Raw genomic sequence first — 24,117 nt, 5'->3', positions numbered from 1 at the left:
AATTATAAGTGGAACCGTGCGTGATATAGCGAACGGAGAACTCCTTGTAGGTGCCACCGTGTGGGATAGTCTGTCGCAAACGGGCGTACAAACAAATGCCTATGGCTTTTTTAGTCTCGAAGTCCCGGGCGATAACCACTTCCTTAAAGTCAGCTTTGTTGGCTATGCGTCCGTGTACATCAAGGATTTCGTCCAGTATAAGTACCCCCTTGATATCAAGTTAACGCAGGATAACCTTTTGAAGGAAGTAACTATAAAAGAAATCAAAAATATTGATGCGCCTGCGGGAAGTTTATCGATTCCTATGGATAAAATAAAGGCAATGCCTGCGCTTTTGGGTGAGGTGGACGTTCTGAAGGCGTTAAGTTTTACCCCCGGTGTTTCCACGGGAACGGAAGGTAGTGCCGGTTTGTATATCCGGGGAGGAACACCGGATCAAAATTTGATCTTACTGGATGAAGTGCCTGTCTACAACGTTACGCATTTAGGTGGATTCTTTTCGGTTTTTAATCCAAATTCCTTAAAATCGGTAGATTTATACAAAGGCGCATTTCCTGCCCGGTATGGAGGCAGGCTAGCCTCGGTGATAGACCTAACGATGAAAGACGGGAACAACCAGAAATTCGGCGGGGAAGTAGGGATCGGCATCCTCAACCAAAGTCTGACATTAGAAGGGCCGATCGTTAAAAACAAGGCTTCATTTATTGTGTCGGGGCGGGTTTCCACTCTGGGACTTTCTTCCTTATTACAGCCGAAGAAAACAAGTGGGTATGGTGAATCCCGAAAGTATCGTTTTTATGACCTGAACGCAAAATTCAATTATCAAGTCAACAAAACGGATCAGATTTACCTAAGTTTCTATAATGGTTTTGACAGATTCACCTACGGCGAATGGAGCGCTATAAACGGGAGGTCAACGGAAACCTCACTGGGTAACAACTGGGGAAACACGACCGCAACCTTTAGGTATAGCAAAGTGTTCTCGCAAAAACTGTTTGCAAGGTTCATTTTGCTCTATTCCAAGTACACCAGTGAGCTGGCCAATAACTTTGAAGACCTCAATGTCGACGCGGAACCCGTGAAACTTTATCGGAATACCAATGCGGGGCTAACGGATTTAGGTGCCAAAATTCAGTTTGACTATTTCCTCTCCAATCGTGCGAATCTTAAGTTTGGCCTGGACCTCACCAGGCATTCTTTTAGTCCTTTTGTTACAAAAAGCAACTACAGTGGATCTCAGCAGGAAACCGGGAAAGGGACGCTCCCCGCAACGCAACTGGACTTTCATGTGGATGCTAATATCAGCCTAACTGACAGGTTGCACTTTAATCCCGGTCTTCGCTATAGTACGTATCATGTCAATAACCGGACTTTTTTAAATCCGGAACCACGCCTTGGATTAAACTGGTCGCTTCCGGCCAACTGGGCACTTAAGGGTGGGTATGCAATCATGAATCAATACGTTCATCTACTTACCAACAATGGCTTTGGCTTTGGTTATGACGCCTGGCTTCCTTCAACCGGCAAGGTAGTTCCGTCGCGAAGCGCGCAATTATCAGTCGGTGTGTACAAAACTTTTCCTCAGGGAGGTTTGGAGCTGTCTTTGGAAGCTTATATCAAAAAGATGAAAAACCTGATCGATTATCCTGATGGTACCAATTTTAGCGGCTTGCTTGCTGATTCCTGGGATGACATTGTCATCAGAAACGGAGTTGGGCGTGTGAAAGGAATTGAAATGATGTTGAGTAAAAAGGCTGGCAAATTCAATGGATGGGTCTCCTATACCTTATCAAAGTCAGAACGAAAGTTTTCGGAAATCAATGATGCCGAGTGGTACCCAATGAAGTATGACAGACGGCATAATGTAGCGATAACCACAAACTACGAGCTTGGTAAAAAATGGAAGTTAAGTGCCAGTTTTATTTACCAGACCGGACATGCCGTTACTTTACCGGAAGCGGCCTTTATTGCTGAAAATAGTGACGGCCCCAGATTTATATATGATAAAAGAAACAACGGGCGAATGCCTGCATTTCACCGGCTGGACATTGGCGCAAGTAAATCTTTGGTAACGCCCCATAAACGTAATGCGGAGTTAAGACTGGGCTTGTACAATGCTTATAACAGGAATAATCCGCTGTATCTGGATATGAAGACTGAACGGAATCGGGATTTTGTACCAACCCGGATTTCAATAAAGCAGGTTTCATTCTTCCCTATACTGCCTTATATTGGCTACACACTCAAATTTTAACATAATATCATCCATATTGACCATGAAAAAAATATCTCTTTTCTTTCTTACCGCTTTTCTGATGTTTTCCATCAATTTGTTTGCACAGCAGGGAGGAGATTCCAATCAGATTGATGGATCAACACGCATTCCTACTTATAAGACCTTAAAAAAAGGAGCTTTGACTTTTTCATTAAATGGCTCTGCCAATAATAGCAGGCAAATAGCGGGCTGGTCTCTGACACCCCAGGCTGGATATCTGGTCGCTGACCGGCTTGTGGTTGGGCTGCAAATGTCTGTGGCCAATCGATTCTCCAAACAGGAATATAATAGCTGGGTGAGCCTGAAACGTGGTGCGGTAAGGGAATATGCTTTTACACCAGAGGTTTACGCCCGTTATCATGTGCTTCCGTTTCGATTAAGCCCATTTTTACAATTGTCATCAGGTTATAACATTGGGGAATTTACTATAAACGATGGATTATCCAGAGACAAAATTTCTTTAAGTACCAATAATTACGTCATGTTTGGGGCGCTTGGTTTAAGCTTGCGAATCGGTGAGAAGATGGCGTTACAAACGCAATATAACTTACCATTGATTGTGGACTCGAAAAGAAATGATATGATTGGAGGCAACCGTTTTCGTCTGGGATTGTCATTATACCTCAGATAATACCTAAATTCAAGACCAAGCAGGAACAATAGAAAAAAGTTATTGAATGTAAACAAAACATTTTTTGGAGTGTCCTTATAAAATTGCATCAAGGAAGTTGCAACATACAATAATAGGTTGCAACTACAAAGCGGGCCAAATATCAAATAGAGTTTTATAACTGTTCATTTTCAGCCATTGACCAACGTAAACCGCTCAGATAGGGCCAATCAAAACGGCATTGGGTGCTGCTCTCCAGTTGATCCACATCGCATTCTCCCTGTAGATTAACATAATGCCAGATCATAGCCGTCCCATGGCGAACCGCATCCAGAACTAACTCAAACGTGAGTTTTACAATAAAGTACTGATGATCAACAATTTGGGTAAAGAATAAGGCTAAAAAAGGTGAATTTTGTCGTGACCAAACATACAAAATCCTTAATCAGCCTAGCCAATGTATGCCATCGATTTGACAAAAATAGTTGAAATATTCCGCATCGGCCTTTGGATTTGTGCGATGATAAGAATTCCAAGAAAGCCATAACTTGAAACACTCTCATTTTGAGAGTAAGCCAGTTCCCGTAGTGTCCCTACCCCCTTTTGTAAGCCAGTTTTAACTGGAGTTTAAGACGCTTGTCGGTATTCAACCGGGGGTCATAAACTTCAATGCCTGGTGAGGACGTTCCGTATTGTACTCCACCAACCAAGCATCCCCTGTTCGGCGCACCTGCGCCAGACTACTGAACGCGTTGGCATTCAGCACTTCCCGTTTGAACGTCTCATTGAAGCGATCAATATTAGCATTCTGAGCAGACGCCGCGCGGTCGGTTTGCCCGGCTCGATCTAGTGCAAGGCTACGTCCTGCTCTTTACGCCAATCCCGCAGGTCCTGACTGATAAAACGCAGGGGCGCACCCCTCCGGGCCGTTGTCGCTCCGCAACCCCGCTGGTTTCCCATACCTTTCCACTAGCTTTTTAAGTAAACCAAGCACTTGTTTGCCAGGCAAAGAGTAATCCATGGCATGGGTCGCCCCGCTCAACGCCCTATATCTTCCGCCGGGTGGCTGATGCCGACTCTAGCCCGTCATGCATTGAGTCATAAAACCAAAACCTGCCTTTTCTCCAAAAACTTGCCTCAATACGGCCAACCGTGTATCTTTGAGGTTCAGACACTTATCGCAGGATACCGCTATGGCCAAAAGAATCCCCAAAAACCAACTCCCGCTCGACTACTCGGTACACGCCGACCGCATGGTACTGGCCCTGGGCCAGGTGGAGAGCCAGCAGGTTGCCGAGGTACTGTTTAATGATTTAGTGGCCGGAAACTGGCTCATCGAACCCGCCGGAGAAGTGGCCGATGTATCATCGGCACAGGATATTATCAACAACATCGGTTTGAGGCTACCCTACCCCGAGACCGTCAAGGTAGCACAGCTACACGGCATAGGTACCCTTTTTACGGGCTTTTCGGCGGTATTCCGGCAAAAAGGCTGGGTGTTTGTCAACGCACAGGCCGAAGCCAACGAACGCTGCTACCACACCTACCTGCTCACGGTGTCGCTGGGCCTGAGCCGTTCTTACCCCAATGCGGCTTCGCTGGCGCAACGGGCCGAACAACTGGTTTTTGAAACACAACTACCCCCCAAAGAAGTAGGTACCTTTTTCTACGAAGGCATCACCAAGATCCCGGGCTTTCTGGCGGCTGATATCGCCGATTTCTTCAAGGTACCCTTCCCGATGGTACTCAAGCGGGCCTTGCAACTGGAAATCATCACTGACGAACAGTACCGCAACTTTATGACCGTGCAGCCCGCGCGCTCCGAAAAACCCCGCGAGCTCTTTGTAGCCCAAGAGGGTAGCATGGACGACTTCGAAGCGCAGCTTTTTGGGGGAGAATAACCGTATGGAGAAAAGATACCAGGGATTCCCTTATCAGGTTTCCTTTCTCCGTTTCTTCCTTCTCCTTTCTTTCCTTTTCAAGATTTATAATGAATCGTCAGTACCGTAATATCATCGAACTGATCCTCGGTGCCGATGAACTCCTTCAAATCGACCAGCAGTTTATCATTGATCTGCTTGGGCGTTTCCTCACCCGTTAAGGCCTCCAGGTGCTCCCGTAGACGGGCCAGTCCGTACCGTTCCTTTTGACTGTTGTTCGCGTCGGTAGCGCCGTCGGTATACAGGAAAAAGGTATCCCCGTGGGAAAGTTGCATCACCTGTGTCGTGTAGGGGAAGGTACCTTCGATGGCCAATGCCAGTCCGCCGTGTTTCTTCAGGGTTTCCACCGTACCGTCCTTCCGGCGGATCAGCGGTGGCTCGTGCCCGGCATCCACGTACTCTACCACGCCGGTTTTCAGGTCAATAATTCCCAGGAAGGCTGTCACAAACATAAACGAACTATTGTCGGCGCAGAGGAATGCATTGACCTGCCGTACTTCATCGGTAATGCTGCCGCAGGTAGGGCTCAGGAAATGACTCTTGAAAATAGCCTTCGTGATGGCCATGAACAGAGCCGCCGGAATACCCTTGTCCGACACGTCGCCGATGATGAAAAACAGGCGGTTTTCGTCCAACAGGAAATAATCGAACAGATCGCCGCCCACTACCTTGGCAGGTTCGAGAAAAGCATGCAGGTCGATATCCAGCCGATCGGGGAAGGGAGGCGATTCCTTGGGTAACATCGATTGCTGGATTTCCTTCGCGATGCTCAGGTCGTTTTTGATGGCAATGAGCTGGTCGCGCTCTTTCTGAAAAAGCTTGAGCATCGTGATATGCTCGATGGTCTTATTAATGGTAATCTCCAGATCCTCAAAATTGATGGGTTTGGTAATAAAATCGTAAGCGCCCCGGTTCATAGCCACGCGGATATTGTCCATATCGCCGTAAGCCGACACCATCACAGCTTTCAGCGCGGGATCGCCCCGCTCGTTGAGCATGGACAGGAAAGTCAGTCCGTCCATTTCGGGCATGTTGATGTCCGACAGGATCAGGGCGATGTCGCGGTTCTCATCGAGTTTTTCAAGGGCTTCGAGGCCATTATGCGCGAAGATGAACTCAAACTGTTTCTCGCGGATTTGCTTTCTGAACCGCTGGGTGATCAGCATTTCCATATCGAACTCATCGTCCACATTTAATATTTTCATTCCCATGATCGTATTTGTTTTACTAGATTAGAATTTTTTCGCTATTGCAGAATATTGAAGAGGTTTATCACAAATCGAGCGGCAGCCGGATGGTAAATTCGGTAAATTCTCCCGGTTCGGATTCTACGCTCAGGGTACCCCTGTGGGTGTCGTTGATGGTGGCCAGACTCAGGGAAAGTCCCAGGCCGGTACCTTCGCCCGGAGGCTTGGTCGTAAAAAAGGCATCGAATACCTTCTTTACCACTTCTTCGGGAATCCCGGTACCATTGTCCCGGATTCTTACTTCAACGTGGTCGGCCTTACGGGCCGAACTCACCGTAATGCGGGGCGTGTAGTTGGCATCCGTGCCCAGTTTCCGTTTGGCATTTACAGCATAGCAGGCATTATTCACCAGATTGATAATCACCCGGGTAAATTCATTGACCACCAGCCTGACCTGCCCTACCTGCGGATCGAGCTGGAAGGTAAAGGCCACATTGAACGCTTTATCCTCACCCCGTACGCCCTGATAGGCCAGCTTGGCAAATTCTTCCAGTAACTGGTTCAGATCCGTCGCTACAAACTGCGTAGCATCCTGGCGGGTTTGCGACAGCATGGACGTGACAATCCGCTCGGCGCGTCCCCCGTTTTCCCGAATCCGGCTGAGGTTGGTTTCCACCATCTCCACCAACTCATCCAGTTCATCCGAGTCTACGGCCTCAGGCTCGGTGCGCAGCCGGCTCAGCAGCTCTTTCAATTCAGTAAGCACATCGAGGGCGAGCCGGGAGAAATTGTTGACGAAGTTGAGCGGATTCCTGATTTCGTGCAAGATACCGGCCGTGAGCTGCCCGATGCCCGCCAGGCGTCCCTGCTGTTCAAGCCGCTGCCGGGTTTCAAGAATTTCCTGGCTTAATTTTTCAATATCGCCCGCCAGCATCACGTTGGCCTGTTCGAGTTGCTGCTGATGATCGGTGGTATCCATAGGAGTATAAGTTTGCGGTCGAAAGGAGTAATTAGCTGTTTGGTGACAGCCTTGTATCGGTTCAAGCATCTATCATGCAGTCCTTTATCTGTTTATTATTTAACCCACCAGCTTGCTCAGGCTCCTTGCTTTCTGGTTTTCATTTCCTGTTTCGTCTTCGGCTGCCTGGTATTATAGAACTCTCCCGAATCCAGAAACTACTGTCCTGCCTCCTCTCAGATTGTGGGAAGCATGATGGTCAACACCGCCCCCTGTCCTTCCTGAGATTCGATTTCGATCAACCCGCGGTGAAATTCCACAATGTCCTTACTCATGTACAGCCCAAGCCCCGTACCCTTGGAGGTAGGTTTGGTAGTAAAAAACGGACTGAACATCTGCTCCATTTCTTTTTTGGGAATACCTTTCCCGTTGTCTCTGAACCGGATGACTACTTTTTTGGGAAGGTTTTGAGTAGACACCACCAGTTGCGGACGGAAGTCCCGGTTCTGTCGGCGTTTTTCGGCGGTGGAGTAAAGTGCATTGCTGATGATATTGTTGAGCACACTTTCCATTTCGTAGGGAAGTACATTGACCCGGACCGAGGGTACTTCCAGCTCGAACACCAGATCGAGGCTCAGTTCCTGATCACGATTCTCATTCTTCAATTGCTGGTAGGCCAGCTTGCACTTGCTTTCCAGAAATGAGTTCAGCTCTGTTTCAAAGAAATCGGTGGATTTTTCCTTAAGCAACCGCTGCATATCTTTCACGATCCGGGTCGTGCTATTCCCATGCTCCTTGATTTTCAGGAGATTGGTTTTTAACATATCGAGGTCACCGTAGTAATCGTCGGCGACTTCCTCGGGCAGGCAGTTGCTTTCGGAGGGTACCAGTTCCACCAGCTCTTCGATGAGATCGTGGGAAGATTCCGAAAAGTTATTGATGTAGTTCAGGGGGTTCAGGATACGGTCGACAATCCCCCGGGTGAGTTGCCCTACGGAAGCCAGGCGTTCCTGACGGATCAGTTCCTGCTGGGCTACCTTCAGATTATTCAGCGTTTGCTCCAGGTTCCCCAATATGCGGGTTTTGATGAACGCCGCGATGAGGTGAGCTTTCAAATTGCGGATCATGTCGAAATCCCGCTGGTCGAAGGCGTTGGCCCGGGTGGTGTTTTCAAGGGTGATAAAACCCTCCACGCGACCTTCCACATTCATGACTACCGTAATCAGTGATTTGGGCGGAGGCAGCGTGTCAAGTGCATTACCCAGGGGTGTAAAATGGGTTTCATTCCGAAGGTACACGTCCTCAACCTTCTCCACGGCGCTCGTCAGGTAGCGTTCTTCGGCCTGCCGCAGACTGATGTGAATAGGCTCAAGCTGGGCCATGTCGACATTCCCGTAGGCAGCCTTGAACCGGAAGCTATCGGAAGACTGGTCGTAAATCAGGGCCGTGGCACTATCCATGCCCCGTATGATGTTCAGCTTGGCCAGTACGGTTTCAAAAAGGCTCGTGAACTCAATCTCCGAGTTGATCGACTGAACCACCTGGTCTATTTTTTCCAGTTGGTCATTCTTGGAGGCCAGCTCCAGCGACTGTTCCTCCAGTTCCTGCTTTTGACTGGAGATCTCTTCGGTACGCTCAGCGATCATGCTTTCCAGCCGATCCTTTTCCTTAACCAAAGCGCGCAACCGCCAGCGGATCAGCCAGAACAAGCTTACGCCCATCAGCAGGAAATAAAGCACGAAGGCCCACCACATCCGGTACCAGGGTTTTTCGATCACGAATTCGTAGGATGCCTCCTGGCTATTGATGCCATAACTGTTCCGTGCCCTGACCCGAAACACGTATCGACCGGGGGGTAGGTTGGTGTATTCTTTCTGGCTTTGGGTGGACCATTCGGACCAGGTATCGTCGAAGTTTTCCAGGGTGTACTGGTACACTAATTCTTCGCCGACGTTGAAACTGGTGGCTGCAAACGCAAAACCGATATCGTTCAGATTATAGCTGATTCTTTTCGAGGCGGGACTCAGAACCGAGTTCTTTACTGTCACGTCTCCCTGGTAGTAGCCGTCGTAGGCCAGCGTATCGGCTTTGAGTGTGATCTTGCGGATGAGGGCCGGATAGTCTTTGAGAAAATCATCCGCCAGCCGCAGGTCGAACCGGATCACTCCTTCCGGTCCCCCAAACCACACCACGCTGTCGGCATCGGGATATATGGTTTTGAAAGTCCGATCCGAGAAAGCCCCGAAGGGCTGGTTGTTCTTCTGATACGAGTTCTGACCCTGCCTTTTATAAAGGGTGATATTCTTTTCGTCCCCCTGGGTGGTCCAGAAATTTCCGTTACGATCCTGCACCAGGGTACCTATCCAGTAATTCGTCGCCGAGCTATCGACTCCGAAAAGATTGTAAGGTACAAACCGGTCCGAGGAAGGGTTGTAGCGGAAGGTACCATTTTTGTTCCAGGCGATCAGTCCCTCCGTACTACTCAGAATCTGATTGTACAAAGGGGTAGTCAAACCCTCCTGCTTACCGTAGAGTTTACGCTCAGCGGCCTGGATGCCGGTGCGGTAAAGTCCTTTGGAAAGGGTTTCAAGCCATATATTGCCCGAACCGTCTTCGGTGATTCCCGAAATCTGCTCATTAATCCCCGGGACCTGCCGGTAGCTGTCCGTCCGGGCGTTCAGAATACCCAGCCCGCTTTCCAGCCCCACAAAAACCACATCGGGATCGCTTCGCAGTGGGTAGAGGGCTACGGCGAAGTCGCGGGTGAGCGGCTGAGCGGAGGTTCCGCTGACGCGATAGACCCCCTTGCTGGTAGCAGCCAGCAGAGCATTGGAAGTTGCGGCCAGATAAAAACAACTGGCATTGAGACCCGTAACCGGCCGGGCTACGAAGCCGTCGAGATAGTACAGGCCATTCAGGGTACCAACGTACATCCTTCCCCCATACCTCAGCATACGGTTGACTTCGCCCTTGACTCCCACCCCCTCATCAAAAACCGACACCGGAGAGGGAATATCCACCTGGGCGATGCCGTCGTTCAGGGCCATCCAGAGAATGCCCCCCCGGCTCTGGAACAGGCTGTTGGCTTGGGTATCATCCAGCCCTTTTCCCCGAACGATCTGCCTGATGGTTCCCTGCCGATCCAGAACAGCTACCCCACCCTGAAGCGTGGCCAGAGCCAGGGTACCGTTCCCAAGCCGAAGTCCTGCGCTAATCTGATTGGCAATGAGGTAGGCATTGGCAGGTGAATCGAAGCGCTCAATGCGGTTTCCCGTCAGCTTGTACAGTCCCTGGTTGCTGGTGGCTACCAGCACCGAACCGCCATCGAGTGGTAGCAAGGCACTCATGTCCAATAAAGGAGGAAGCCCTGGAGCCAAGGCCACAGGGGTACTATGCTCGCCATTAAAGCGCGTAAGTCCCTTTTTTTTCTGGTAAAAATAGATTTGCCCGTTCACGCTGAAAGCCGAGCGAATAGGATCATCGGTGCGCCATTCCCGCAGGAGACGGTTTTGCCAGAGGTAGATATTCCGTTTGCCCACAAAATAAACCCCGGCCTTTGTGCCCAGTACCGCAATGATTTCACCAAAGGTAGTCGCCAGGCTATCGCTCAGGCTTTCAAAGTGGAGGGTACCTTTGGCGTCGGGCTTCAGGTAGCCAAACTCACCGTTGGCCCCCACAAAAATTTTTCCTGACGGGTCCAGATACAACGACGATACCTTGGCATAATTATCGGTGGGAATCGTGCGCCAGGTAGCACCATCGTATTCAAGTACCCCCGCAAAATTCCCAAAATAAAGCAAACCGCGCTTGTCCTGTACGATTGCGAAATTCTGGCCGTGCGCGTTATATTCCTTGGAAGTATGTACCTGCGCTATGGGGTTTCCAATCTCCTGGCGGTTGGTCTGGGCAAATACCGGACCTATCAGACACCAGAACGCAACGATCCCCCCAAACCTCCTCCACCGCCAGCCGGGCCGGGCCGGCAGCGTTTCGTTATACAGATTCAGTAAGTGTCGTACGGTACGGATCATTGTTTGTAAAAACCTTGTTCTATCGTATTTTCTGTGTTTGGTGCGTGCTACTGGGCCATGGCATTCTCGGCGACGGCCCCCTGTGGCGGGGCGGCCAGTTGGTACTCGAACGCCCGGAGGTGGTTCAGTTGTGGTTCGTCCATAGCGTATACCTCCGAGGGTTCGCTGGCTCGCATCGTAATCTGTTTTGATTCGGCCGGTGTCAGCTCGCACCAATCGTACGGCCCGAGTACCTGGGTAGGGCCCTGATTCGACTGGACGGTCAAAGTACCGCTTGCCACCAGCCAGAACACTTTTCCGGGACGTACCAGCACCTCTTCGCCCAGAGCCTCTCCCGCTTCCAATGTATACTTATTCAGGAAAGGAGCCACCGTCAGCAGTTCATCCCCGTCTCTGAGCCCAAATCGCTCGGTACGCCGCAACACATCTACCCGGTACCACAACAGGTCATAGTCTAACGGAGAGTTCGCTATGCGGCGGCAAATTTTGAGATGAAACGTGTCGTTCCGTGCCTCCATCACCTGCCGTAACGATTCAAAACGGGCCGGATTGGATTTGTAAAGCGCTGACAGGGCTATTTCAGAAATAACTTCGTCGGGTGATACGGCGTGGGCGGCCAGGATAAGGGCATTGTCTTGAGGCAACTGGGCTAATTGGTGCAGGGCGGTGGCCTTGAGCCAGCTCGAAACCCGCGAGAAGTGCCGGTTGACTATATCCCCAAGTCTCTCCTGAGGCGAGAGTACACGCTGAGGATAGTCTGCGGCGCAACGTTTGAGCTTCTCCACCAGGGGAACGTCTTCAAATAATGGGATCAATTTTCCTTTCCACTCATTGGGAAGGGTCATATTCATCACCTCCAGCAGGTACCCCTGGGTTTCGTGGTTGTCGCTGAGGAGCAGTTCACTGATAAAATCGTACCGCTGTGCACCGGGCAACAATGAGAGCAGCGTGAAGATTTTGGGCACGATCCGGCGTTTTTCACTTTCAATTGCCGACTGGATATCCGAATCGGGCGGGTAGCCGCTTAAGTCGCGCTGCGCGGCCAATAACCATACAAATAACTCAATCCGGTCGCCGATTTCGGAGGTAAGGTAGATACGTTCCGTGATCGTGACCTGATAGTCAAGCTCTTTCAGAGCTCCGTATACCTCATCCCGCACCGCGGCATCCGGTGAGTTCAATACCGACCGCAAAAACTTGACGGCCCTGGGACCGCCGATCTGCCGGATAACCCGGATCAGCCGCAACTGCATTACGGTATGGCCCGCCGACTGCCCAAAACTGCGGGCCAGCTCACGGATAGCGGTTTCGCCAACGCCCAGCAAACCATACGCGGCGGCTTCATGGGTAGCATCCCGCTCCAGATGAACGATCAACAGGGGTAGGAGCTCGGGATTTCGGATGGTAGCCGCGGCAGCCAGAGCGGCGTTCTGAACCGCACTCGATTCATCGTGGATAAGCCGCGTCAGGTATTTATAGGCAAAGTACCGGCCCGACTCGCCCAACAGGCTGGCGGCCAGCACGCGGTCCGCCGTACGGGGAGATTCCACCAGTTTGACAATGAACTCGAAACTGCTCCGCTCCGAACTCAGTGAGGCGGTACGGCGGGCTTCCGCGAGGCGCCACGCCGCGTATTGGTAAGCATCCAGGCTATGCCTGATTCCGGCCTGTGACTTCTCCAGCAACGCCCGCAGCACACCACGATACTGGCCCTGTATCTTGAGGGACACATAGAGCCATCCCATCAGAATAATCAGAAAAAAGGCGGCAATTTCGACGGTACCAATGAAACTCACACTCGTGAGCAACAACAGAATTACCCCCGGTACAATGTTACCGAACGCTTTGGGTCCACCCTCGATCCGGCTTTGCACTTCGGAGCGCTCGGAGGAGGGAATCGGCTGCATAAGTACCTGAAAGGAAGGCTCGTTGATCGACTTGCGCACCGAACTCATAAAAAACCGACTCAGCACGATGAAGGCAAAAAAAAGAGCGGTGGTACCATACACGACGCCATAGCTAACGGCCAACGTCAAGCTGAAAAGCAGCGTTAGGGGTAGCAAAGCTACCCCCAGGGTCAGGCCAAAGCGAGCGATGAGTTTATTGTATAAAACAGTCTTGATCACGATTTCGATTAAAGCACAAAACCCAAAGAAAACCCCTAGGAAACTGGCCAGGAGCTCTTTGTCGGGAAAAACCTCCTTGGATTCTACGGCGAACATAAAATCTACGAAAAACAAACCCACCACCGGCAGCATGGCCAATAGAAACACCAGAAGGTAGTAGGGATTGGCCAGGAAACGCTTCCAGCTGCGCGGGTTGCCCGCCGAGGTAGCTTCGCGGGGCGCGGGTTCGGCAATAACCGCCAGCTGCCCCGAGAAACGATTGATAATAAGGCTCATGAGCAGGATACAGGCTCCTACCGCCAGGGCGACAATGTACAGCAGCTGATCGGTGGATATGAACTTAAGCAACAGGGGGACCGAAAAATAACTGACAATGGAAGAAATCACTTCTCCGGTGCTGATCAGGCCAAACAACCGCTTGGCCTGCTGAAGGTTGAACAGGCGGGCCGCCGTGGACCAAAAGGTGATGCCATTTACAAATACGAACACCCGGTTCCATACAAACAGAAAGAAAATAAACCACTTGATATCGCTGAACTGATAAGAAAGCACCAATCCCGTGACGGAAAACATCAGGAAGTAAATGAGACCGTTGACCAGGTAGGAAAACCGGATCCTTTTTTGGATGTAGCTCGTAATCAACCCCAGGGCATACACTACGATTCCACCCACGATGTAGGCCTTGGGTAGCATGGTGCGCTCAAAGGAAAGCAGGAACAGCGACGTGGTAGCCGTGTAGAAAATAGCTACCGCCACGCCCATAAAGAACGAATAGCCGATGAACAGGCCAACGGTTTTTTCTTCACCTTCCTTAAGGTCGACAAAACGGTATAACGAGCTACTGGTCAAAGCGTGTTTTTATACATAGTAAGCTGAATAACAAATCCTTATTCATCGATCGATCCTTTTTTTAAGTCCAGCGCCATCACAAAAAAGGGACGCTCCGGCATCTCGGGGATATTTTCCAGTTGCTCGATCAGGACGAATCCCTTTCTTTGCAACGACTCGATGCGCGACAGTTGCGGAAAGGCAATCATCACATCGGCCTGCCGGGTGGCGCACTCGATTCTGATCCGATCCATCTGGCCCGCCAGCCCCATCCCCCGGTATTCGGGTGCCACCACCAGGCGGTTGATCGAGGCAATTCGCCGGTTTTCAAAATAGGGCCTGTGCTCAGGCTTGAGCAGGTTCGCATACGGAACATCACTAAGCGAATCATGGAAACTGAGCCTGGAAACCGCCACAATGGTTTGATTTACCGTGGCAACCCAGTGATGGGAAAAGCGATCGATTTCATCGAGCCAGAGGTCTTTGGCAAAGAAATCGGGATTCACCCCACTTTCATTTTTCCATCCCCGTATCCTGAATTTGCCGATTTCGGTCATCTGGTTAGGGTAAAAGACTTCCTTTATTTCCAAACCCTTGCTCAGTTGGTGTAGAGTGCGTGTCATGGCCAATGGGTTTACAATGGGGTATATAGTATTGGTAATGGATGGATAGTTCATGGGGTTAGGGTTTTTAAAGGTTTGTGAAAAGTAATGGCCGGTACCTTAGCTAATGCACGTCCACCAACACGCCCAGCGCTACGTAGCGGCGGTCCTGCGGGAACCTGGATGCGAAAGAAACCCCATCTGCCGATCGGATCCCCGGCACGAAGTATTCTGTATCGGCCAGGTTGTTGACAGTCAATTGGAGGGAAATCCCCTTCAGGATATTTTGATAGGTAACGGTGGTATTAAAAATCAGATAAGGATCAAACCGTGTGATTGGATTGCTGCTTCCCGAGGTACCTAACCCGGTTTTGCGCGCGCTCACATAGTTGGCAATCAGGTTTACGTCCAGTTTTTTGGTTACTTGATAATTGGCTCCCACATTGCCCATAAAATCGGCTATATCACTGATTCGCTGGTCGGTTTCCTCATCCCAGGGCTGTGTAAAGGTAAAATTACCCCACACGTTGAGTCGGTCCGTTTTGTAGGAACCCTCCCCCTGCATCCCCCAGATCATTTGTCTGCCGATGGGCTGGAATTGGTTCGTACTGCTCCCATCGGGTAACTGTACCCGCGCGGTGCCGATCACATTACTATAGACGGCATGGTAAGCCTGCGCACTGAACGACAGTTCTTTGTTAACCCGTAGGTTGGCGCTGACCTCCACATTCTGCACCCGTTCGGGCAGCAGGGTAGGGTTGTTGAGGCGGCGATCGGGTGCGGTGCCGTACTTCTGCAGGTTGGAGGCATCTTTGAATGCTGTGGCATAAATGCCCTTGAAAATAAACTTTCCCCGAATCAGGATGGCCGCCAGACGCGGATTGATCACCGACCCGTAACCACCCAGATTCCGGATACGGTTATCGTCCAGCCGCAATCCGGCCACTAGTTTCAGGTAGCTTGAGGGCCGATAGGTCAGTTGCGAATACAGACCCAGATCATAACTACGGTAGTTGTTTCCACCCGCAACCGAATCGAGCAGATAGCCCGTTTCATCAGGAAAAGGCAGGTTTGAGCGGATATAGTCGCCCTGGATATAGCTGGCCCGGATTTCCAGGCCACCACTTATATCTATTTTAGCCGAGGGCGTTAAGAAAAAGCGTAATTCATTCCGAAGTTGGTTGGAGTAGCGGTAGGAATACTGCGTCGTGGTAGTAGGCATGCGCCCATTGGCCAGGTCGAGCAGGGAATAGCGTGTATTGTAATAGCCTGAGTAGGAAGCCAGGTTAGTATTACCATTTATTTCGTGGATTTTGAACGAAGTGATGTTCAAAACCTGAAATTTTTCGCTGAATGATTTGGTATAAACGCTCGAAAAAGCATTGTTGGCCGTAACCCAGCGCGAGCGGTCGGGAGCCACCAGGCGCGAGCGGTTGGTGTACCATGGTGTGGCTCCCTCATTCGTTTTCCAACTATAGGCTGAGAGCGTCAGCTCCTTGAATTCCACTTTCACGCGTACAAACCAGTCCTGCGAAAAATTATCGTAGCCCACGGGCTCGCCCGTTACCGTACCCGCAAACACTCCGGCATTATCCAATTCGGCTGCTTTCTGCTGCCCCTCGGGCGTAAGTCTGATCGCGGATGCTTGTCCATTGTTGGCATAATCGATGGCAAAGAGATTGCTACCGGGGTACTTCTGGAGCAGCCCGCTGCTGGTCAGGTATTTCTGGGCCAGAAAATTTCCACTGGCATCGGTACCCTCCATGCTCAGCAACCCCGCGTACTGATCGGGCGTTCGGGGATCGTAGTTCCAGGTAGCATAGCGGCGTGCGAGGTTCATTTCATCGGACTGAAAGTAACGCCCGATGACCGACACCGCCACGTCCTTGGTTTTCCCAGTCAGGATGCCATCCACGCTGGAGGTATTCCAGGTACCCGTTCGGGCTTGTCCGGCGAACCCCAGCTTATTGTTGGTTCCGGTGCTGGCTTTGTAGCTTTTGGTAATCACGTTGATCACTCCCGAAAAAGCATTGGCCCCATACAAGGTAGAAGCGGGCCCGTAGATGACTTCCACACGCTCGATGTCGGAAACCGGGTACTGCCGGGAAATGGGTATGTTATTAGAAACCAGGTCGTTTTCTTCCACGCCATCAATCAGAAGCAGGATGCGGTCGTTGGAAATGGAGCGATAACCCCGCTGGTAGAAATAGGCATAGCCGGGCCCATTTCCCTTGGCAATATCGAAGCCGGGCAAATCGTGCAGCATCTGTTCCAGACTATGATAGCCCCGTTGCCGGATGTCCTTTTCGGTAATTACCATCACTGTGGCAGGTACCTGAAGCAGGTTTTCAGCTTTTTTGGAAACCGAGGTGATTTCCATAATTTTTTCCTGCAAATCTTTCATATCCTGCACCAGGGCCTTGAATTGATCGGAGGCCGAAAAGTCGGGTTCGAACACGGGGTTGATGTCCAGAATCTTCTGTGTGGCAATGCGCGCCTGCTCCAGCGAATCCATAGCCAGGTACGTTTTGACCAGAATTTTGTAGGCCTGTACCTTTCCATCCTCATTGAAACCATTCTCGATACAAGGCCGCAGGCTCTGCAATAATTCGTCGAAATTCCCCGTTGCGTACCTTTTTTCGGCGTCGGGAATCAGGATGGACTGGTCGCAGGCATTCTGGGCCCAGGAAGCTGTGCCCAGCAACACCAGCAAGATCGCTCCCAAAGCGTTGGATAACTTCCTGAGCCGAAAGGCGGGCGGTATGGAGATACTGTTATTGAACATCGCTCTTCTTCACTGATTTCTCATAGGGCACATCCCGACCGATGTACCGGTTCCATTCGTCTTGCGTCAAGTCACGGTCCACTTTCCGAAGTACCTGTTGATACAGGCTATCGGGGTCTATATCCCATACCCGCACGGTGCGGTCGGCACCGCAGGCCAGTAGCTGCTTGCTGTCTTTGGAAAAAGCCACCCCGAATACCCAGGTGTCGAAATCGTCGAGCAGGATGGGTTGCACCTGCCGGTTAGCAATATTTTCATAATTCCAGAGATGCACCGTCCAGTCGTAGCTGCACGTAGCCATCAAGGTCCCATCAGGAGAAAACACGATATCGTTGACCGGCGAGGTATGGCGACCCGAGAGGGGCGAGCCTATGCGGTCGATAGTTTTGCCGGAAAAGCCCAGTTGGTACAGCATTCCTGCCGAATTGGCGGTAATCAGACTGGTACCATCCGGACTAAAAGCCAGGGCCGTGACCCGATTGCCGAATCCGAAATAGGAATGAATGTCCGGCGCTTTGCCCAAATCGGCCAAGTCGAACACCGCCACGCGCCCCTGACTGGCCCCGCAGGCGAGGTACTTGCCATCGGGGGTGAGTCGGGCACAGAAAAACTCCATTCCGGATTTAACGTTCTGCACCGAGTCCGGACCCGCGGATGTAATCTTCCAGGTTCTGACAGCCCCGTCTCCGCCGACGGTGACGAGTTGGCCACTGACTGGATTGACCAGTACACTGTTGATCACCCCAGAATGGGCCTGTATCACTTTGGAGGGCCCGCCTGCGGGTTGCGCAGTAGCCCAGGCATACAGGGCTCCGGTGGCGCTGCCCGCAACTAACTGGCTCCCATCCTTTGAAAAGGCCAGGGAGCGGAGGGGTACCTTCTTGTCACCAGTAGAGAAAGTCTGTACGCCCGGATGTCGTCCCAGATCCGCATTCCAGACTTTCACCGTACCGTCGTCACCTGCCGAGGCGTACGTATCACTGCCAGGCTGGCGAATTACCGTCCGCACCTCACCGTTGTGCCAGCGGAGGATCGTCTGGGTATCGGCCACCTTGGCCAGTGCCTTAAAAATGTCGGGATTGTCCTTACGCCCTCCCGTGCGAAGATTAAGTCGGAAAGACTGGGCAGCCAGGAGAGCAGGCAGGCCTTCCTGCGAATTGTCGCTCATCTGGTACGACTGGATGGCTACCGACCGGGCTACCGCCCGTCCCCGCTGGGCTTCGGCATCTTTCTGGGAAGTCTGTGCCTCCCGACGCGACGAGTCGGCCTGAATTCGTAAAAGGTCGGCCAGAGCCCTCGACTTGACCGCCAAATCTTTCTGCATCTCGGCCCGTTTCTGGGCCGAATCTGCCTTGGTTTTTTCAACAATGGCAATTCCCCGGGCTATTTCCGCCTCCAGGCGCTTGACCTCGGCCGTGCGTTGTTCGCGCACGGCAATCGCACGCTGCTCTTCGGTGAGCAGGCGCTGCTCTTCGGCAATGGTTTCCTGCTGTTCCGCAATCCGTTTTTGTGAAATCGACTCCCGGGTTTGCTCCTCTGCCCGCTTCCGTTCCGCCAGGGCCAATTTCTCTTTTTCCACCGACTGTTTTCGGCTTTGTTCGGCATCATAGCGCAGTACCAGGGAAATCACCAGAAAAAGCAGGGACATCAGGGAGCCCACGCCCATGACAATGGCGAAGTAGCGCGCCCGCTTGAGCTCCCGCTTTTGTTTGTCTTCACTATCCTTGATGGTGTTTTCATATTGGATCAGACTGTTGTCCAGATAATTGACTACCCGTTCAAAGTAGGGGTCGTATTTTTCGGCCCATTCAAGGGTAGGTTGCTCGTCACGGAGCCACTTGATGCCCAGCTGCAATTCGGGATTGACGAGCAGGCCCGTTTTACCCGCTTGATTGAGTTGGGCGGCCAGGCCGATTTTCCGGTACAGTTTGGCCGATTCGGTTTCTTCGCTGATCCAGCCCCGGAGGCGATCCCACAGGATCATTATTTTCTCCAGTGAAATATCGATAAATGACTCCTGATCGATTTTCTGGGTATAGGAAGGCGTCAGGAAAGATACCCCCTGTTGACGGAGGCGATTGATCACATCGGTCAGGAGTTCTTCCGACAAACCCGTCACGCGCATGATCTTACGTAGCCGCATGGGACGCATGACCCCGATGTCGCCGGGAGCCAGTTCAATGAGGGACTTGAATAATTTCTCGGTAGCCAACTGGCTTTTGGCGTCGGGAAGAGCGTGATAGATTTCCTCAGCATGGCGCGAAATGGCCTCCTGCATGGTGCCAATGGCCTCGTAGTGCGTTTTGTCGATCGGTTGCGGCGTATGTTGATTTTCCCAATAGTCCCAGGTACGCATCAGTGCGTGCTGCAGAATCGGCAGACTGTCGTAGCTACTGCCGATTTCTCCAATTAGCCGGTTGGTCAGTTCCGAAGTGATAGTGGCTCCTCTGGCTTCGATGGGTAGGACGATGGCCTGCCTGATTTCGCCGGGATTCATTTTGGGGAGCAAATAGTAGCCCCGGTTGATCATTTCGGTAAACCCCTCGTAGTTGGTGCAGTTGTCGAGGTAGTCCGAACGCATCGTCAGTACTACATAAACCGGACTGTCGGGCTGCCGCACCATTTCCATGATCGCCCCGATCAGTTGTGCGGTTTCGCTATTTTCGTCGGTCGAACCATAGCGAAAAACTTCCTCGAACTGATCGATCACCAGCAGAGTGGAGCGGTCGGGAAATGTCCGGAGCATCAGCTCGTGCACCGGACTTGCACCCGCTCTCAATTCGGCCTCAAGGCCTTCAAACCCACTTTCCGAACCCGAAACGTTTTTACGCAGGGCCTGGGCCAGGCTCCGGATGGGGGCCGCACCCGGCTTGAACAAAATGATGTTCCAGTCTTCAGAAGCTGTGCCACTGAGCTTTTCCCGTTTCAACGAGGGTACCAAGCCCGCCTTGATAAGGGACGATTTTCCGCTACCCGACGAAGCCACAATAGCCAGAAAACGGGTAGCGGAAAGTTTGTTCCGCAATTCCCGAATATGGTTCTCCCGACCAAAGAACAGGTCGGAATCCTGCGATTCGAAGCTTCTTAGTCCGGGAAAGGGATTTATTCTGGTGGACATGGTTCGATTTTGAATACTGGATCGAGTGAATGGGTGCTTACTACTACCTGGTTTTGCATTCTGTCACCTTGCCCATGATTCCTGCTCGCTCCCTTCTCCCCAATCGCTTATTTATTCATCTTGAAAATATTACGGTTTCGATCAGCGACACGCTCATAAGAAAAATCATCCACGCCTTTTACAGTCAGAAAAATCCCCAGGCCGCCAATATTTCTTTCTTCCAGCGGCAGGGCCAGGTCTTCTTCATCGGGGAGTTCCCGGGTCAACGGGTCGAACGGGGCGGCGGTATCTTCGAACACGACGACGAGTCCTTCGTCTGTAAAGGCATGCAAGACCTCGATCTCACCTTCCAGCCCGGCTTCTTCGTAGCCATATAGCACAATATTGGTGGCGATTTCATCGGCGGCGAGCCTCAGGTTATAGCTCGCCTTCTTGCTGAGGCCCGCCTGCTGGGCAAGTTCCGAAATATGTTGCCGGATAAGATCAATAGACTCGACCGTTCCGGGAAATACTTTTGACTCCATTTTTTTGGTGGAGAGTTGATCAGGCGGAACACCCCGTAGCGGCCGCCTGAAGATGGATAATTGAACGTGCAGGAATTCCGAAGCGCGTGCCCGGTACCATCCTTGCAGCAATCGGCCTGTAAATTAACAAATTAACTGGGGTACTTATCCACGATTGTGACGCTGTGCAGCAGGCCTGTCTTATCGAGGGTGTCTACGATTGCCTCCTGCGGCTTCACAATGTAGATATTCAGCGACGGGCCGATTTTCTGTTTGGAGAAAATCAACACCCGCAGGCCTGCCGAAGCCATGAAGCTCAAATTCTCCATATCCAGCACCAGATCTTTGGGCGATTCAAGGGCTACTTTTTCGATTTCTTTTTGAAACAAGCGGGCCGAGAGAGAATCGAGCTCACCCGTGAGTTCGATCGTGGCTACTTTGCCGGTTCCGACTACTTCCGACACATTGGAATTTATTGAAAAGCTCATATTTTTTATTAATTGAAAGTGAACGTTGAAGATTGAAAATGCGACTACTCGGTTTGTCGGTGATTTAGACAAAAAGCAAAAAGCTGGGGGTACCCTATCTGATTGCTAAGAAGCAAGCAAATGACCTGCCAAAATCTCTGCCCCTTGAAAGCTACTTTCCCACCAGAATCATCACCGACCGGGGGCCAATGACAATGCTCTCCTGGCTGGCCGTGAGGGGTTCCTTGCCGAGGGTATTCACGGCCTCCGAATCGGGCATATCGGTGTTGGAAAACACGTGCCACTTCCGGTCACGATTAAGGACGGGCAGTTCAAAGGTCAGGCTTTCCCAGTACATGTTCATCGCTACATAGATCATGCTGTCTTTGATCACTCCTTGCTTGGCGTGGTCGCCGTCGAGCATGAAGGCAAACGAACGGCTGTACTCCGCGCCGTCCATGTTCCAGGCCCGAGCTCCGTGAAAGCTGATGTCGGGGTACCCGCTTCCCACATAGTCAGAGTGGGCGAAATGCGTGGAACTGCGCAGCACAGGATGCGCCCGCCGGAACTTGATCAGGCTTTGGGCGAACTCAAAGAGGGATTTGTTCTTTTTCAGCAGCGACCAGTCCAACCAGTTGAGCTCATTATCATGGCAGTAGGTATTGTTATTGCCCAGCTTCGTACGACCCATTTCGTCACCCATCAGTAGCATAGGTACCCCCTGGCTCACCAACAAAATGGAAAGCGCATTCTTGATTTGCTTGCGCCGGAGAAAATTGATCTCGATGTCGTCGGTTTCTCCTTCCCAGCCGCAGTTCCAGGAGTGGTTATCGTTACCGCCGTCGCGGTTATCCTCGCCGTTGGCCTCGTTATGTTTTTCGTTGTAGGCGAACATATCGTAGAGCGTAAAGCCATCGTGGCAGGCAATAAAATTGATGCTCGCCGTGGGCCCACGGTAATAGTACAGGTCGGGCGATCCCTGAATACGTTGGACCATTTCGCCTACCTGCCCCGTATCGCCTTTGAGGAACTTCCGGACCGTGTCGCGGTACTTTCCGTTCCACTCGGCCCAGCGGCCGTAAGCCGGAAACGAACCTACCTGGTACAGCCCACCTGCATCCCAGGCCTCCGCAATGAGTTTGCATTTGGCCAGAATCGGATCGTAAGCCAAGGATTCGAGCAGAGGCGGATTGCTGAGCGGGCTACCATCCTGCGCCCGGCCCAGAATAGCCGCCAGATCAAACCGGAAGCCATCGATGTGGTAGTCGGCCGCCCAGTAGCGCAGGCAATCGAGCACCATGTCACGCACGATGGGGTTGTTGCAGTTGAGGGTGTTGCCCGTACCCGAAAAATTGAAATAGTACCCTTCGGGCGTCAGCATATAGTAGGTCTTGTTGTCGATGCCCCGGAACGAAATCGTGTGGCCCCGCTGGTCGCCCTCGGCGGTGTGGTTGAATACGACGTCCAGCATCACCTCAATGCCATTTTTGTGCAGTTCCTTGATGACCGTCTTCAACTCATCCACCTGCATTCCGAACTTTCCGGTGGCGGCATAGCCCGCCTTGGGCGAAAAGAAATTAACTGTACTATATCCCCAGAAATTGACGAGCATTTCGCCCGTGACAGGATTGGGCTTACTGTTTTCCCACTCGTCGTACTCATAAATCGGCATGAGTTCGACACAGTTGACACCCAACTCTTTGAGGTACTTAATCTTATGTTTGATGGCGCTGAAGGTACCCGCATTTTTTACTTTGGCAGAAGGATGCTGGGTAAAGGCCCGCACGTGCATTTCGTAAATCATTAGATCCTCGATCGGATACTCCAGCGGATGGTCGTTTTCCCAATCGAAATCCTCGAACGCCAGCCTTGAACGGTAGGGGTACACATCGTCCCAGTTGGGTTCGGCCAGCCAGGTGTCGCGTCCACCCAACGAACGGGCGTACGGATCGCTCAGGATCACGCTCTTATCGAAACGATGGCCGAGTTCGGGGGCAAAGGGGCCATCCATACGGTAGCCGTATTCGAGACGCTCCACGTCCAGGTCGAACACGATCATACAGTACACATCACCTACCCTGAACTCATCGGGAAACGGAATTTCGGCAAAAGGTTGGGGCGCGCCCCGGTCGAAAAGCACGAGCGTACAGGCCGTGGCGGCGCTGGAACTAATGCTAAAATTGACCCCGTTGGGTACCGTGGTAGCCCCGTAGGGCATGGCGTGGCCCCGCCGGAATTTTATACCCTCATGCTCGTGGGTAGGGTAGTAGTCAATCCGTATGTCGTTAATACTCTTAGTATTGGTTGCCATTAGCTAAGTGCTTTTACGCCGTCTTCGGGAAGATCGGCCAGGATGAAGAAACTGATGAAGCCCGTATTTTCCATGACGTCCTGGATTTCCTCCGAAACCCCCACAAGGACGATTTTGCCGTTACGGGCTTTTACCTGCCGGTACAGCATGAGCAGAGCCCGTAGCCCGGCGCTGGACAGAAACTCCACTTTGGTAAGATCAATCATGATCTTGTCTTCACCCTGTGTAGCCTCGACAGTCTTTTTCTCGAACTCCCCGGCGGTGCGGCTATCGATATCGCCTTCGGCTTCAATCACCGTGATGTCCTTGATGGTCTTGATGGTAACGTTCATGAGTTATGAATTATGAGTTATGAGATGTATGGGCAGGTCTTGCC

The 24,117-nt window shown here is 51.6% G+C and carries 14 protein-coding genes and 1 pseudogene; 3 read left to right on the top strand and 12 right to left on the bottom strand.

The window, feature by feature from the left end; all coding sequences use genetic code 11:
* Positions 1 to 16 precede the first annotated feature (16 nt).
* Both GBK04_RS18755 and GBK04_RS18750 read left to right on the top strand, forming a co-directional pair.
* Positions 17 to 2,254, top strand: coding sequence for a TonB-dependent receptor (locus GBK04_RS18755; protein WP_373331118.1), 2,238 nt, complete (start codon positions 17 to 19; stop codon positions 2,252 to 2,254).
* 22 nt (positions 2,255 to 2,276) lie between these two features.
* Positions 2,277 to 2,906, top strand: coding sequence for an outer membrane beta-barrel protein (locus tag GBK04_RS18750; protein WP_152762290.1), 630 nt, complete (start codon positions 2,277 to 2,279; stop codon positions 2,904 to 2,906).
* Between the two features lie 625 nt (positions 2,907 to 3,531).
* Here GBK04_RS18750 and GBK04_RS18745 read toward each other — a convergent pair.
* Positions 3,532 to 3,696 (bottom strand): annotated as a pseudogene (locus GBK04_RS18745) (integrase core domain-containing protein); the annotation flags it as partial.
* Between the two features lie 382 nt (positions 3,697 to 4,078).
* Between GBK04_RS18745 and GBK04_RS18740 the strand changes: the two are divergent.
* Complete coding sequence (locus tag GBK04_RS18740; protein ID WP_152762288.1) at positions 4,079 to 4,786, top strand: hypothetical protein; 708 nt, start codon at positions 4,079 to 4,081, stop codon at positions 4,784 to 4,786.
* A 77-nt stretch (positions 4,787 to 4,863) separates the two neighbouring features.
* Here GBK04_RS18740 and GBK04_RS18735 read toward each other — a convergent pair whose 3' ends face one another.
* The 11 genes from GBK04_RS18735 to GBK04_RS18685 all read right to left on the bottom strand — a co-directional run bounded on the left by GBK04_RS18735 (position 4,864) and on the right by GBK04_RS18685 (position 24,073).
* The gene (locus GBK04_RS18735; RefSeq protein WP_152762286.1) at positions 4,864 to 6,036 is read right to left on the bottom strand and encodes a PP2C family protein-serine/threonine phosphatase; all 1,173 of its coding nucleotides are present in this window, start codon (positions 6,034 to 6,036) and stop codon (positions 4,864 to 4,866) included.
* Between the two features lie 61 nt (positions 6,037 to 6,097).
* Positions 6,098 to 6,991 (bottom strand): sensor histidine kinase, encoded by an 894-nt coding sequence (locus GBK04_RS18730; protein ID WP_373331116.1) that lies wholly within the window; start codon positions 6,989 to 6,991, stop codon positions 6,098 to 6,100.
* A 215-nt stretch (positions 6,992 to 7,206) separates the two neighbouring features.
* On the bottom strand, positions 7,207 to 11,001 hold the full coding sequence (locus GBK04_RS18725) for a sensor histidine kinase (RefSeq protein ID WP_152762281.1): 3,795 nt from the start codon (positions 10,999 to 11,001) through the stop codon (positions 7,207 to 7,209).
* Between the two features lie 47 nt (positions 11,002 to 11,048).
* Positions 11,049 to 13,976, bottom strand: coding sequence for a HEAT repeat domain-containing protein (locus GBK04_RS18720; protein ID WP_152762279.1), 2,928 nt, complete (start codon positions 13,974 to 13,976; stop codon positions 11,049 to 11,051).
* A 38-nt stretch (positions 13,977 to 14,014) separates the two neighbouring features.
* Positions 14,015 to 14,632 carry a GNAT family N-acetyltransferase gene (locus tag GBK04_RS18715; protein WP_152762277.1) on the bottom strand — a complete coding sequence of 206 codons (618 nt, stop codon included), beginning with the start codon at positions 14,630 to 14,632 and terminating at the stop codon, positions 14,015 to 14,017.
* 49 nt (positions 14,633 to 14,681) lie between these two features.
* A complete protein-coding gene (locus GBK04_RS18710) occupies positions 14,682 to 17,342 on the bottom strand; it encodes a TonB-dependent receptor plug domain-containing protein (protein ID WP_152762275.1) in 2,661 nt (886 codons plus the stop codon).
* Positions 17,332 to 20,460: an NACHT and WD repeat domain-containing protein gene (locus GBK04_RS18705; RefSeq protein ID WP_152762273.1), complete on the bottom strand. Its 3,129-nt coding sequence runs from the start codon at positions 20,458 to 20,460 to the stop codon at positions 17,332 to 17,334. The genes GBK04_RS18710 and GBK04_RS18705 overlap by 11 nt, the downstream gene beginning before the upstream one ends.
* 107 nt (positions 20,461 to 20,567) lie before the next feature.
* A complete protein-coding gene (locus GBK04_RS18700) occupies positions 20,568 to 20,984 on the bottom strand; it encodes an ATP-binding protein (RefSeq protein ID WP_152762271.1) in 417 nt (138 codons plus the stop codon).
* Between the two features lie 131 nt (positions 20,985 to 21,115).
* Complete coding sequence (locus GBK04_RS18695; RefSeq protein ID WP_152762269.1) at positions 21,116 to 21,451, bottom strand: anti-sigma factor antagonist; 336 nt, start codon at positions 21,449 to 21,451, stop codon at positions 21,116 to 21,118.
* Positions 21,452 to 21,602: 151 nt separating this feature from the next.
* On the bottom strand, positions 21,603 to 23,741 hold the full coding sequence (gene glgX, locus GBK04_RS18690; RefSeq protein WP_152762267.1) for a glycogen debranching protein GlgX: 2,139 nt from the start codon (positions 23,739 to 23,741) through the stop codon (positions 21,603 to 21,605).
* Positions 23,741 to 24,073, bottom strand: a complete 333-nt coding sequence (locus GBK04_RS18685) for an STAS domain-containing protein (protein ID WP_152762265.1) — start codon at positions 24,071 to 24,073, stop codon at positions 23,741 to 23,743. Before GBK04_RS18685 ends, glgX begins: the two co-directional genes overlap by 1 nt.
* Between the last annotated feature and the right edge of the window lie 44 nt (positions 24,074 to 24,117).

The organism is Salmonirosea aquatica, assembly GCF_009296315.1.
GTDB classification, from domain to species: Bacteria; Bacteroidota; Bacteroidia; order Cytophagales; family Spirosomataceae; genus Salmonirosea; species Salmonirosea aquatica.
The sequence above is the reverse complement of the archived record's forward strand: the minus strand, read 5'-3'. Positions and strand labels throughout refer to the sequence as shown.

What these genes read in the sequence shown, in the direction of transcription:
- GBK04_RS18735 (WP_152762286.1), bottom strand. Translation starts at nt 6,036, where the DNA reads ATGGGAATGAAAATATTAAATGTGGACGATGAGTTCGATATGGAAATG.
- GBK04_RS18715 (WP_152762277.1), bottom strand. Translation starts at nt 14,632, where the DNA reads ATGAACTATCCATCCATTACCAATACTATATACCCCATTGTAAACCCA.
- GBK04_RS18725 (WP_152762281.1), bottom strand. Translation starts at nt 11,001, where the DNA reads ATGATCCGTACCGTACGACACTTACTGAATCTGTATAACGAAACGCTG.
- GBK04_RS18695 (WP_152762269.1), bottom strand. Translation starts at nt 21,451, where the DNA reads ATGAGCTTTTCAATAAATTCCAATGTGTCGGAAGTAGTCGGAACCGGC.
- GBK04_RS18730 (WP_373331116.1), bottom strand. Translation starts at nt 6,991, where the DNA reads ATGGATACCACCGATCATCAGCAGCAACTCGAACAGGCCAACGTGATG.
- GBK04_RS18740 (WP_152762288.1), top strand. Translation starts at nt 4,079, where the DNA reads ATGGCCAAAAGAATCCCCAAAAACCAACTCCCGCTCGACTACTCGGTA.
- GBK04_RS18750 (WP_152762290.1), top strand. Translation starts at nt 2,277, where the DNA reads ATGAAAAAAATATCTCTTTTCTTTCTTACCGCTTTTCTGATGTTTTCC.
- GBK04_RS18705 (WP_152762273.1), bottom strand. Translation starts at nt 20,460, where the DNA reads ATGTCCACCAGAATAAATCCCTTTCCCGGACTAAGAAGCTTCGAATCG.
- GBK04_RS18700 (WP_152762271.1), bottom strand. Translation starts at nt 20,984, where the DNA reads ATGGAGTCAAAAGTATTTCCCGGAACGGTCGAGTCTATTGATCTTATC.
- GBK04_RS18710 (WP_152762275.1), bottom strand. Translation starts at nt 17,342, where the DNA reads ATGTTCAATAACAGTATCTCCATACCGCCCGCCTTTCGGCTCAGGAAG.
- glgX (WP_152762267.1), bottom strand. Translation starts at nt 23,741, where the DNA reads ATGGCAACCAATACTAAGAGTATTAACGACATACGGATTGACTACTAC.
- GBK04_RS18685 (WP_152762265.1), bottom strand. Translation starts at nt 24,073, where the DNA reads ATGAACGTTACCATCAAGACCATCAAGGACATCACGGTGATTGAAGCC.